Genomic DNA, 12,196 nt, shown 5'->3' on the forward strand with positions numbered 1-12,196 from the left:
TTGCCATCAATTGCAGTAATACCCGGAGACGGAATTGGACCAGAAGTCGTTAATGAAGGGCTTAAAATATTTAATTATTTCAATAATGAATACAATTTAAACTTTAAATTTGAAGAATTCAATTTGGGAGCAAAAAGATACTTAAAGAACGGGGAATTAATTCCAGAATCTATCTTAAAAAAATTGGAAACATTTGATGCCATATATCTTGGAGCAGTTGGAGATCCTCAAGTACCAGCTGGAATTTTAGAACATGGAATACTTTTGAAACTTCGATTCCATTTTGATCAATATGTCAATCTTAGACCAATTAAATTATTAAATAATCGTTTTTCCCCCTTAAAAAATAAAGGAGTAGAAGAAATTAATTTTACGGTTGTTCGTGAAAATACAGAAGGACTTTATGCAGGAATTGGAGGATTCCTAAAAAAAGGAACTGCTGATGAAGTTGCTATACAAGAAATGGTTTCTACAAGAAAAGGGGTAGAAAGAATTATTAGATACGCATTTGAATATGCAAATAAAACAAATGGGAAAGTTACTTTATGTGACAAGAGTAATGTTTTAACTTATTCTCATAATCTTTGGTTAAGAGTATTCGAAGAAGTAAAAACCGAATATCCAAATATTAAAACAGACCATTATTACGTTGATGCTATAACCATGAAAATGGTTAGAAATCCAGAACTATTTGATGTCATCGTAACTTGTAATATGTTTGGAGACATTATTACCGATTTAGGAGCAGAGCTACAAGGAGGTATGGGATTAGCTGCATCTGCAAACATAAACCCTGACACAGTATCTATGTTCGAACCAATTCATGGTTCTGCACCAGATATTGCTGGTAAAGGAATTGCTAATCCTATAGCGGCTATTTTAGCTGTTTCTATGATGCTTGAATATTTCCATAGAGATGATTTATCTGAAAAAATTGAAAATGCAATAAAAATCATTATTGAAGAAAATAAATTAACGCCTGATATGGGAGGAAAACTCACAACACAAGAAGTTGGGGATGAGATATTAAAAGTTTTAAAAAGAGGGTGATTCATATTTTTGAACCTATACTTTTTGATACAACACTAAGAGATGGGAGTCAAAGCGAAGGAGTTTCATTTTCAATTGGTGATAAAATTAAAATTGCTCAAAGATTAGACGATTACGGAATTCACTATATTGAAGGTGGATGGCCCGGATCTAATCCAAAAGACGAAGAATTTTTTGTAAAAGCTCAAAATTTAAATTTAAAAAACACTGAACTAGTAGCCTTCAGCTCTACAAAAAAGATTGGAATTAATGTTGAAAACGATGTCAACATTAATAAACTTATTACTGCTGGGGTAAAAACTGTAACAATATTTGCAAAAAGCTGGGACTTTCACGTGATTGAAGCTTTAAATATCTCTTGTGAAGAAAATTTAAAACTTATTGAAGACACAATAAAATATTTAAAATATAACGGAATGAATGTTTTTTTTGATGCAGAACATTTTTTTGATGGGTTCAATCATAATGCAAAGTATGCAATGAAAACTCTTCAGGTTGCTCAAGATTCTGGTGCATCTACAATTATACTATGTGACACTAATGGAGGACAAATTCCCTCAAGAGTTCGAGAAATAATTAAAACCGTTAAAAAAGAGATTAATGTTCCATTAGGAATACACGCCCACAACGATTCCGGTTTAGCTGTAGCAAATAGTTTAGTTGCTCTTGAAGAAGGTGTAGAACAAATTCAAGGGACCATCGGTGGGTTAGGAGAAAGGTGTGGAAATACCGATCTTTCAATCCTTATTCCCATTTTAAAGTTCAAATATAATTTACCATTAACTTCTATAAAAATCGATAAAACAACCTCTATTTATAATTTTGTTATGGAAATTGCAAACTTAACTCCAGAAAATAGGAAACCTTTTGTTGGAAGAAGTGCCTTTACACACAAAGGGGGTGTTCATGTTAGTGCAATCATTAAAAATCCACTTACTTATGAACATATACCTCCAGAAGCCGTTGGAAACGAAAGAAGGATACTAGTATCAGAATTGTCTGGAAAAAGTAATTTAAAATCTAAAATAGAAGAATTAGGTTTTGATGCTTCTAAATTTTCCGAAAGCCAAATTAAAAGTTTGACCTCAAAAATAAAAGAATATGAACATCAAGGATACCAATTTGAAGGTGCGGACGCCTCTTTAAAATTGCTAATTATGCGGGAATTTTATGATTATGTTCCAGATTTTCAAGTTGAAAATTTCAAGATTCTTAGCTACAATTTTGGCGAGGAAACAAGCACTGAAGCAGTGATTAAATTAAAAGTTAAGGACAAAGTAGTACATGCGGTTTCTGAAGGAGATGGACCCGTAAATGCTTTGGACTACGCATTAAGAAAAGCATTAGAAGATTTCTTCCCTATTTTAAAAGATATAAAACTTATAGATTATAAAGTACGTGTTTTGGATAGTTCTTCAGGTACCGCTTCAAAAGTACGTGTACTAATTGAAACTAAAGATTCTGAAAGAACTTGGACAACTGTTGGCGTTTCATCAAATATTATTGAAGCAAGTTGGGATGCCTTAATTGATAGTATTGAATATGGTTTATATATTAACAATTGTTCCGAAACAAAAAGTTATTCTAACATTAAAATGTAGATAAAATTAGCTAAGAAGGGCGGATTAAGATGGTAGAAAATATTTTTGCTGATCGAATGAATAATGTCCCTAAATCGTTCATTCGTGAAATTCTTAAGGTAATAGACGATCCAGAAATTATTTCATTTGCTGGAGGATTACCAAATAAAGAACTATTCCCTATTGATGAAATTAGGAATGCATCTAATTATCAATTTGAATTTTACGGAAGTGAAGTCTTGCAATACAGCACGACGGAGGGATATCTTCCTTTAAGAGAGTTTATTGCAGAAAGGTATAACAAAAATAAAGGATTAAATATTTCTGCTGATAATGTATTAATCACCCATGGTTCTCAGCAAGCACTTGATCTTATTGGAAAAGTTTTTCTTAATGATAACGACCCAGTAGCAATAGAAGAACCTGGTTATCTTGGGGCGATCCAATGCTTATCGGTTTTTTCCAAAAAATTTGTTCCTATAACTCTTGACGAGGATGGTCTAAATTGCAACGAACTAAGAACTGCTTGTGAACAATTCTCACCCAAAATAATTTACACCGTACCTAATTTTCAGAATCCAACAGGTATTTCTTACTCTATTGAAAAAAGAGAAACAATTGTTAATATATTGAAAAAACATCGTACCTTTATAATTGAAGATGATCCTTATGGAGAGTTAAGATATGAAGGAAAAGAAGCAGACTCCTTTGGAAAATTATTACCAAATCAAACAATACTTCTTGGTTCATTCTCGAAAATTATTGCTCCGGGATTTAGAATCGGATGGTTAATTGCACCTGATAATATAATGGATAAATTAGTAATTGCCAAACAAGCAGCTGATCTACACTCAAATTATGTTGGTCAAAGAATAATATATCAATATTTGAAAGACACAGATCTAGATAAACACATTTCTGATATAAAGAAAACTTACAACTCCCAAAGAGTGGCAATGATTGAAAGCATTGAAAAATTTTTCCCAAAATCTGTGAAATACACAAAACCTGTAGGCGGTATGTTTTTATGGGTTACTTTACCCAATAATATTGCTGCTACCGAGCTATTAAATCATTCTATAAAACAAAAGGTAGCTTTTGTCCCTGGTGATCCTTTTTATGTAGGAAAATCTAATGTAAATACCCTAAGATTAAATTATTCTTGCTCAGATGAAAAAACTATTAAAGAAGGAATTAAAAGACTATCTGTTTGTATAAAACAATTAACTACAATTTAGATACTGTTCAATTACGCTTATTTACTTTTTTTGTGTAGACATCTTTTAATCCCAGAAAAAATATAATAACTCCAAATATGATTCCTAAGGTTATGTTTCTTAAACTGGATATTAAATACCCAAACGAAAGAGCATTCAGAATCCATGAAATCAATAAAAATATGTCTATACCGTACAGACTTTTTAAAGTAGCAAAAATTGCTGAAAAATTCATTGAAACATAAAAAATAGATGGATTAAATGAATTTAAATAACTAAAAAATGAAAAAATTATAGATATTAACAACAAAACATTACTAAGCTTATTATAATGCTTTTTTATATAACAAAATATTAGCATAAGAACAAGGAAAACTGTTGAAAAAATCCAATAAGAAAGGTTAACAAAAAAATATCCGATAACGATATTTACAAAACAAAAAATTAATAAGGATGTCACTTTTTTCACCTCTTTTTCCTAAAAAACTATCTTATGAATTATATCAAAAATTACTAATTAATTAAATCAAATTATCCCTTTCTTTTTTATGAAGAAAGGGATAATTTGATATCAACTGTACTTTAGTACTTTATCCTTATCAGGGGTAAATACCTCTCAATTTAGTAGCAGTCGCAACTCTATCTATAGCCTTAATATATGCAGCTGTTCTCATATCAATCTCATATTTTTCCATTGTTTTAATAACATCGTAAAAAGCGCTAGTCATCTTCTTATGTAGGGCTTTTCTGACATCTTCTAATTCCCAAAAATCCCACTGCATACCCTGCAGCCATTCAAAATATGAAACAGTGACTCCACCAGAATTAGCTAGAAAATCAGGAACTATAAAAACATTTTTGGATAATAAAATTTCATCAGCTTCAGGAGTTAAAGGACCATTTGCACCTTCTACTATTAATTTTGCTTGAATATCTTTACTGTTATCAATTGTAATTGCGTTTTCCATAGCACAAGGAGAAAGTATATCTACATTCAACATTAGTAATTCTTCATTTGATATTTCTTTATATCCTTCTTCGTTAACTTCTAATAATAATTTTTTTCTATTTTTTGTTCTTTCCATTAAAGCTCTAATTTCAGCAGCTGTAAATCCATGTTCTTTATATAATCCACCACTAACATCTGAAATAGCAATTAACCTCATCTTGGATTCCTCAGTTAATGTCAAAGCTAGATTAGAACCAACATTTCCAAAACCTTGAATAGCAACTGTAATTTCTTCATCTTTCTTATTTAATTTACCTTTATCTCTTAAATAATTCACTGCTTCTTGCAGACAAATATTAATACCCCTTCCAGTGGCTTCTGTTCGTCCAACCGACCCACCTATTTCCACTGGCTTACCAGTAACAATTCCTAAAGAAGTATGCCCTTTACTCATCGAATAGGTATCCATATACCATGACATTACTTGTCCATCTGTATTTACATCAGGAGCAGGAATGTCAATTTCTTCTCCTAAAATTACTTGTATTTCATAAAAAAATCTTCTTGACAATCTCTCAAGTTCTGAAAATGATAACTGACTAGGCTCGACAGTAACTCCACCTTTAGCCCCACCATAAGGAATATTTACAACTGCCGATTTCCAAGTCATCCAAAAAGCTAAAGCCTTTACCTCATCTAACGTAACATTTTGATGATATCTGATTCCCCCTTTGGCGGGTCCCAAAGTCATATTGTGTTGAACCCTATATCCTGTAAAAACCTTAGTAGTTCCATCATCCATACGCACTGGGAAATTGACAATTAACTCCCTTTTAGGTTTTACTAAAACTTCTCTAAGATTTGGATCTAAACCCATAATACTAGCAGCTCTGTCAAATTGCTTAACTGCATTGTCAAACATACTTACTCTTTTTTCTTCCTGCATACTACTACCTCCCTTTTAAAAACCTATTTTATCCACTTTAGAAATTCTAAAACCTACATTTTATAAGTGTTTTTGAATTGAATTTTTTCAAAAACATCCTCACAGTTCTACAGCTCACTAATTCTTAATTTTTTAAATTTTTTGGTACTTGTACCAAAAAAGTGGGAGGGTTCCACCCTGAACCCATTATAAATTCAAAAACCTATTATTGATTACATAAAAATATAATATAAATTCTATTTATATTTTGACTTATAATTTATTTAGATATAAAACTCCAACTCTAAATTTAAAAAAACGAAATAATTCGTTTGTTTTATTTCTAACTGCTACTATTTTATCATTTTTAAACAAAGATTTATTATAATTTTCAATATTTAATTTATTTTTTTGACGAGATTTTTTAATCAAAAAACTATGCTATAATTATTTTAGATCTCATTAATGTGGAGTTGATTATTTTGAACGACGAAAAATTTATTGAAGCTTTAAAAAATAAAGATCAAAAAGCTTTTAAAATCTTATATGATGAATATGCACCAAAAATTTATGGTATATTGAAAAATTACGTAAGGCCTAATGAAATAGAAGATGCTCTTCAAGAGGTTTTTTTAAGAATAATTCGTGGAATTAATAATTTTGAAGGACGTTCAAAATTATCTACCTGGATCTATAGAATAGCTGTAAATGTTGGAAAAAATTATTCTAGGAGTTATAGTAAAGAAGTTGAAAAACCTATGGATTTAGATAGTGATGAACCAGAAAATTTTAGCGTACAACCTATTTCTGAAACAAACGTTAAAAAAGAAGCTTTCAACGACATTAATTATCAAATTATCTTAAATATAATGGAACAACTTGATAAAGACGAAAGGTTACTTATTAAATTACGTGACATAGATGGCTTAAGCTACAATGAAATTGCCGAAATAACTGATCTTCCTCTAGGCACCGTAAAAAGTAAACTTCATTATGCAAGAAAAAAACTTAAAAAACTAATTGAGGAGGCGAATTTAATATGAATGAAAAAAATGAACAGATGTGGCTTGATTATCTTGATGGTCTATTGAAAGAAAATCAAGTAAATGACTATTGCAAAAAATTAGCTAATCTATATTATAGATTAATTAACTGTTATTTTTCATGTGAATCTAATACAGTAGAAAAGGTAAAACATAAACTAGTTTCACAAAAATATGGAAGGTGAATATTGTGAAAGAAATAATGGATGTTATAGATATAGATGATGAATATATTTACTTAAAAACTTTAAGGACAGAGGCGTGTAATAGTTGTTCAGTAAGAAGCGGATGTTATATATTAGGTGGTTCTAATGAACTCAAGTTAAAAGCTAAGAGAATAGAAAATATTGACTTTCAAATTGGTGACAAAGTTATCGTGGAGTTACCAAATGTTCCAGTTGTCAAATTGTCTTTCTTAGCATATGGACTACCTTTAATAACTTTTTTAACCATAGTTATAATTCTATATTTATTAAATTTTTCTGACTTAATGTCTTTTTTAATAGGTTTAGCCGGAACATGCATAACTTATTTATTTGTAAAATTTTATGATAATAAAAAGATACAAAATAAGTATCTTCCCACAATTATTGAAAAATATGACAAAAATCAAAATATAAATAATACTATTTTATAAAAATACTCTGGCAACGATTATAGCCAGAGTATTTTTATAATTAAATAAAACAATAATTAAATTTTAAATTGACCAGGAAAAAAACATGAAACATAATGATTTTCTTCAACTTCATTCAATGGTGGTTCTTCTTTTGAACAAACTTCTTTTGCAATAGGACATCGAGGATGAAATCTACAACCTTTTGGAGGATTTAATGGACTAGGAACATCTCCTTCCAAAACCACTCTTTTCTTCTTAACTTCCGGATCAGGAATAGGTATAGCAGACATTAAAGACACAGTATACGGATGTAATGGATTATCAAAAAGATCCTTCTTAGTTGATAATTCCGCGATTTTCCCTAAATACATTACTGCAATTTTGTCGCTAATATGCTTAACAACAGCCAAGTCATGAGCTATAAATACAAAAGTTAAGCCATATTCTTTCTTTAAATCAACCAATAAATTTATAATTTGTGATTGGATAGACACATCTAATGCAGAAACTGCTTCATCTGAAATTATTAGTTTAGGATTAACTGCAAGGGCTCGAGCAATACCGATTCTTTGTCTTTGACCACCCGAAAACTGATGTGGATAACGATAAATATAATCTTTAGATAAACCCACAATTTCCATTAAATGTGCAACTCGATCACGTATTTCATTGTTTGAACCCATTTTGTTCACTTTCATTCCTTCACCAATAATTTCAATAATTCTAAGTCTAGGATTCAATGAAGAATAGGGATCTTGAAAAATTACTTGGGCATTTTTTCTAAAATATCTTCTTTTTTCAGTAAGATTATTCAACAAATTTTGCCTTATACCAGTTGCTCCCTGCTTAAAATAAATATCGGCATACTTTCTATCGATTTCTTTATCAAGATGATTTATCACTTCTTCACTAGAACCAAACTTTTTTTGCATTTTATCAAATCTTTCTACATACATCTTATTTATGTATCGTTTTGCTTCATTATTGCTCATAAACCAAGGAGTTGTATCTTCTTCTCCTAAAATAATTCTTCCAAAAGTAGGTTCATATAGTCTTAAAATAGTCATCCCTGTTGTGCTTTTCCCACAGCCAGATTCTCCAACCAAGCCTAGAGTCTCACCTTCATGAACTTTGAATGAAATATCATCAACAGCTTGAACCTGAGCAACTATTTTCTTGAAAATACCGGCCCTGACAGGAAAGTATTTCTTCAAGTGTTCTACTTCTAAAATTACTTTCTCATTTTTGGACATCATCTTTCACCTTCTTTTACCTTATGCATCTCTCTCAACATCCTGTCAATATGCCAACATCTAGAAAAATGATTAGCCTCTATTTCTTCTAAATTAGGGTTCTCTTCAATACATTTTTTATCAGCAAAAAAACATCTGTTAGAAAATTTACACCCTTTAGGAAAATTTAAAGGATTTGGTACAACTCCTGGTATTGATAACAATCGTTCTTCGTCTCTATCAATACGTGGAATTGAATTCATAAGACCCCAAGTATAAGGATGTCTAGGTTTCTTAAATATAGTAATAATGTCTGCACTTTCTACAACCTCTCCTCCATACATAACGATAGCTCTATCTGCCATTTCAGCGACAACTCCAAGATCATGTGTAATAAAAATTATTGACATCTGAAATTCTTTTTGTAATTCTTTCATTAATTCTAATATTTGAGCCTGTATTGTAACATCTAAAGCTGTCGTAGGTTCATCTGCAATCAAAATCGAAGGATTGCAGGATAATGCCATAGCAATCATAGCCCTTTGCCTCATTCCACCAGATAATTCATGTGGATATTGATCAATTCTTCTTTCAGGTTCCGGTATTCCAACTTTTGTAAGCAATTCAATAGCACGTTTTCTTGCCTCTTGTTTACCCATATTTAGATGCAATTCTAAGGATTCAACTATTTGATCTCCAATGGTAAAAACTGGATTCAAGGCAGTCATTGGTTCTTGAAATATCATTGAAATTTCTTTACCTCTAATCTTTCTTAATTGATTGTCAGATAAAGCTAAAACATCTATATCTTTATAATGAATTTTACCCTCATCAATCCAGCCATTTTCATCTAATAATCTAATTGTACTTAAAGCGGTAACAGTTTTTCCCGATCCAGATTCTCCAACTATTGCGAGAGTCTCGCCAGAAAATAATTCAAAATTTACTCCATTAACAGCTTTAATTATTCCATCTTCAGTTTTAAAATGAACATGCAGATTTTCAACTTTAAGTAAGGGTTTCTTATTATTGTTCAAAACTTATCCTCCCTTCACGTTAGTGTCTCATTCTAGGATCAAAGATATCTCGTAGGGCGTCACCTAAAAGGTTCCAACCAATAACAAAAAGTATCATAGCTATACCCGGATACAATATAGTAAACCAATATTGAGTCGGATTAGTTCCTCCTATTATCCAATCTCTCGAATATGATAAAATCGATCCCCAGTCTGCATATCCTTGAGGCGCTCCTAAACCCAAAAAACTCAAGGCAGCTGCTGTAATAACCATAGAACCAATCCTCATAGTAGCATTTATCAACACTGGAAAAATTGTATTAGGTAAAATGTGCTTAACTATTACAAAAAAATCACTAACTCCTAAGGCTTTTGCCGCCATAACGTATTGTTCGTTTTTTGCTTGAAGTATATTACCTCTTATAAGTCTTGCAGTAACCATCCATCCAAATACAATAAGAGCTATCATCATATTTTTTACACCTAAGCCTAATATAGTTGTCAATACCATTGCAGCTAACATAAAAGGGATTGACATAAATATATCAGTTATTCTCATTAATACTTCTTCTAACCATCCTCCAAAATATGCGGCAACAGATCCAATAAAGAGACCAATAGCAGTAGAAATAGCTACAACAATTAGACCAATTTCAAAAGCTGTTCTAGTTCCCCAAATAACACCATAAAAAATATCCTTTTGATTAACTATCCCAAAAGGATGCTCTCGTGAAGGCGGAATAGGGGTTCTAGTGGTTGTAACATTAGGCATGATGAAAGGATCAAAATTTATAGATTTTTTAAAATATTTGTTAAACTCATCAACTAAATCATTTGCATACTTGATAAATTTATCATTATCATCCATTATTTCTAGGTTTTTTATCATGTTTGAATAATTAATTGAATCTTTATATTTTTTTTCTGATTTTACAAACTCTTGTTTTAATTGTTTTATAACTTTATTAGTTTCCTCATCAAATTTATTATAATATTGCTCATTTAAAATATAAATGTCTGTTAATTCTTTTATATAAGCTTTTAACTCTTCATCAGTTACTTCTTTTTTTTGATAACTTTTGATCATATCCATCAACGCAGATAGTTCAATATAGTCATCCTCTGCAAATGAATAGGTATCATCCCAAAAATTCTTTAATTCAAGAATTATAAGATCTTTATTATCTTCAGAATAATTATCTAAAAGATCCTGAGCCTTTTCTAAATTCCTATTATGAGGCACTTTGGGAGGTGCTATTAAAGGAGCGAAAATAGCTATTATTATAAAAAATATTAATATAGTAACTCCTATCACAGCAGAGGGATTAGTAAAAAAACGTTTTATAGTTCTCTTAAATTCTTCACTCACAATTTGTCACCTCACCCTAGCCTGATTCTTGGATCAATTATGGCATATGAAATATCTATTATCAAATTCCCTATTATTAACAATAGAGAAGTGAATAAAAGCACTCCCATTATAGAAGCATAATCAAGTTGCTGAGCAGCAGTAGCTGCAAATGAACCTAAACCTGTTCTTACAAAAACCATTTCTACTATAACAACTCCTGTCAATAGGCCTATAACCATTTGTCCCGCAGTAGTTACTACAGGAATTAATGCATTCTTTCTAGCGTGTTTGTTAATAACAACTTTCTCAGAAAGACCTTTAGAACGAGCAGTTCTTACATAATCCTTTCTTAATACCTCTAACATGGAAGATCTTGTTATCCTAAGTAAATTAGCCCACCAAAGCCAAGATATTGCAATAACTGGGCCAATGATATGTCTAAGAGCATCCCAAAATATATCTATTCTTCCGTTTAGTAAAGCATCAATTGTTAATAAATTAGTATAATTATGAAATGAAGGACTTTTAACAATTTGATCTGCCCAAATACTTAAATTTCCAGGTGGAAACCAACCAAGCCCAATATAAAATATTAATAATACAAGAATAGCCCAAACAAAATCAGGAAGGGACCAACCAATTAGAGCAAATATTCTAATAAATTGATCAATAAAAGAATTATGATGAACAGCTGCTGTAACCCCTAACCATATTCCAACTCCTATAATAGGAAATAAGGCGTATAAAGCTAATTCTACAGTAAATGGAAATCTGTGAATTAATGCATTTAAAACAGGTTCTTTTCCTACAACTGACCAACCAAGATCTCCTTTAAATAAACTTTTAAGCCATTTGCCATACCTAATTGGAAGAGGATCAGTTAATCCATACTGTTGCATTAAAATCTGTATATCTCTTTCTGACATTTTTGCATAAGTGTTAGGATCAACATAGGTTGATAACAGTTTTAGAGGGCCAAGCAATTGAGACATTGAAAACACAATCAATGTAACCCCTAAAATTATTAATGGCAATAGTAAAAGTCTTCTGATAATATACGTCGTCAAAACTTAACACCTCCGATATTCTAATGAATCATATAAATATCTATCATACTTAAAAAGTATTTACCTAAAAAGAGAGGGGAAATTCCCCTCTCCATAAAGTTACTACTGAAACATTCCAAATAATTGCATTAAAATATTATTCAAAAT

11 protein-coding genes and 2 pseudogenes are annotated in these 12,196 nt (G+C 30.8%); 7 read left to right on the forward strand and 6 right to left on the reverse strand.

The window, feature by feature from the left end:
* From DTL3_RS07320 to DTL3_RS09880, 4 genes are all read left to right on the forward strand, one after another.
* On the forward strand, nt 1-1,050 hold the full coding sequence (locus tag DTL3_RS07320) for a 3-isopropylmalate dehydrogenase (RefSeq protein ID WP_045088692.1): 1,050 nt from the start codon (nt 1-3) through the stop codon (nt 1,048-1,050).
* Nucleotides 1,047-2,651 (forward strand): citramalate synthase, encoded by a 1,605-nt coding sequence (cimA, locus tag DTL3_RS07325; RefSeq protein ID WP_231854002.1) that lies wholly within the window; start codon nt 1,047-1,049, stop codon nt 2,649-2,651. Before DTL3_RS07320 ends, cimA begins: the two co-directional genes overlap by 4 nt.
* 29 nt (nt 2,652-2,680) lie before the next feature.
* The gene (locus DTL3_RS07330) at nt 2,681-3,868 is read left to right on the forward strand and encodes an aminotransferase-like domain-containing protein (RefSeq protein ID WP_045088151.1); all 1,188 of its coding nucleotides are present in this window, start codon (nt 2,681-2,683) and stop codon (nt 3,866-3,868) included.
* 92 nt (nt 3,869-3,960) lie between these two features.
* Nucleotides 3,961-4,092 carry a hypothetical protein gene (locus tag DTL3_RS09880; protein WP_269446379.1) on the forward strand — a complete coding sequence of 44 codons (132 nt, stop codon included), beginning with the start codon at nt 3,961-3,963 and terminating at the stop codon, nt 4,090-4,092.
* A 354-nt stretch (nt 4,093-4,446) separates the two neighbouring features.
* Here DTL3_RS09880 and DTL3_RS07340 read toward each other — a convergent pair whose 3' ends face one another.
* Nucleotides 4,447-5,742, reverse strand: a complete 1,296-nt coding sequence (locus DTL3_RS07340; RefSeq protein ID WP_045088153.1) for a Glu/Leu/Phe/Val family dehydrogenase — start codon at nt 5,740-5,742, stop codon at nt 4,447-4,449.
* Between the two features lie 461 nt (nt 5,743-6,203).
* Here DTL3_RS07340 and DTL3_RS07345 point away from each other — a divergent pair, with 461 nt between their 5' ends.
* From DTL3_RS07345 to DTL3_RS07355, 3 genes are read left to right on the forward strand one after another with little or no spacing between them, the layout of a single operon-like run.
* Nucleotides 6,204-6,764, forward strand: a complete 561-nt coding sequence (locus DTL3_RS07345) for an RNA polymerase sigma factor (protein ID WP_045088154.1) — start codon at nt 6,204-6,206, stop codon at nt 6,762-6,764.
* A complete protein-coding gene (locus DTL3_RS07350) occupies nt 6,761-6,949 on the forward strand; it encodes a hypothetical protein (RefSeq protein ID WP_045088155.1) in 189 nt (62 codons plus the stop codon). The genes DTL3_RS07345 and DTL3_RS07350 overlap by 4 nt, the downstream gene beginning before the upstream one ends.
* A gap of 5 nt (nt 6,950-6,954) precedes the next feature.
* On the forward strand, nt 6,955-7,401 hold the full coding sequence (locus DTL3_RS07355) for a SoxR reducing system RseC family protein (protein WP_045088156.1): 447 nt from the start codon (nt 6,955-6,957) through the stop codon (nt 7,399-7,401).
* A gap of 56 nt (nt 7,402-7,457) precedes the next feature.
* Here DTL3_RS07355 and DTL3_RS07360 read toward each other — a convergent pair whose 3' ends face one another.
* The 5 genes and pseudogenes from DTL3_RS07360 to DTL3_RS07375 form a co-directional block, all read right to left on the reverse strand.
* Nucleotides 7,458-8,636 carry an ABC transporter ATP-binding protein gene (locus tag DTL3_RS07360; RefSeq protein ID WP_144403500.1) on the reverse strand — a complete coding sequence of 393 codons (1,179 nt, stop codon included), beginning with the start codon at nt 8,634-8,636 and terminating at the stop codon, nt 7,458-7,460.
* Nucleotides 8,636-9,652, reverse strand: coding sequence for an ABC transporter ATP-binding protein (locus DTL3_RS07365; RefSeq protein ID WP_045088158.1), 1,017 nt, complete (start codon nt 9,650-9,652; stop codon nt 8,636-8,638). Before DTL3_RS07365 ends, DTL3_RS07360 begins: the two co-directional genes overlap by 1 nt.
* Before the next feature lie 19 nt (nt 9,653-9,671).
* Nucleotides 9,672-10,415, reverse strand: a pseudogene (locus DTL3_RS09965) (ABC transporter permease); the annotation flags it as partial.
* 471 nt (nt 10,416-10,886) lie between these two features.
* Nucleotides 10,887-11,000 (reverse strand): annotated as a pseudogene (locus DTL3_RS09970) (ABC transporter permease); the annotation flags it as partial.
* 11 nt (nt 11,001-11,011) lie between these two features.
* Nucleotides 11,012-12,049: an ABC transporter permease gene (locus tag DTL3_RS07375; protein WP_045088160.1), complete on the reverse strand. Its 1,038-nt coding sequence runs from the start codon at nt 12,047-12,049 to the stop codon at nt 11,012-11,014.
* Nucleotides 12,050-12,196: the final 147 nt, after the last annotated feature.

It is taken from the genome of Defluviitoga tunisiensis (assembly GCF_000953715.1).
Classification (GTDB): Bacteria; Thermotogota; Thermotogae; order Petrotogales; family Petrotogaceae; genus Defluviitoga; species Defluviitoga tunisiensis.

Excerpts from the sequence above, each read along its gene's own strand:
- DTL3_RS07330 (WP_045088151.1), top strand. The coding sequence starts at position 2,681 with ATGGTAGAAAATATTTTTGCTGATCGAATGAATAATGTCCCTAAATCG.
- DTL3_RS09880 (WP_269446379.1), top strand. The coding sequence starts at position 3,961 with ATGTTTCTTAAACTGGATATTAAATACCCAAACGAAAGAGCATTCAGA.
- DTL3_RS07340 (WP_045088153.1), bottom strand. The coding sequence starts at position 5,742 with ATGCAGGAAGAAAAAAGAGTAAGTATGTTTGACAATGCAGTTAAGCAA.
- DTL3_RS07350 (WP_045088155.1), top strand. The coding sequence starts at position 6,761 with ATGAATGAAAAAAATGAACAGATGTGGCTTGATTATCTTGATGGTCTA.
- DTL3_RS07360 (WP_144403500.1), bottom strand. The coding sequence starts at position 8,636 with ATGTCCAAAAATGAGAAAGTAATTTTAGAAGTAGAACACTTGAAGAAA.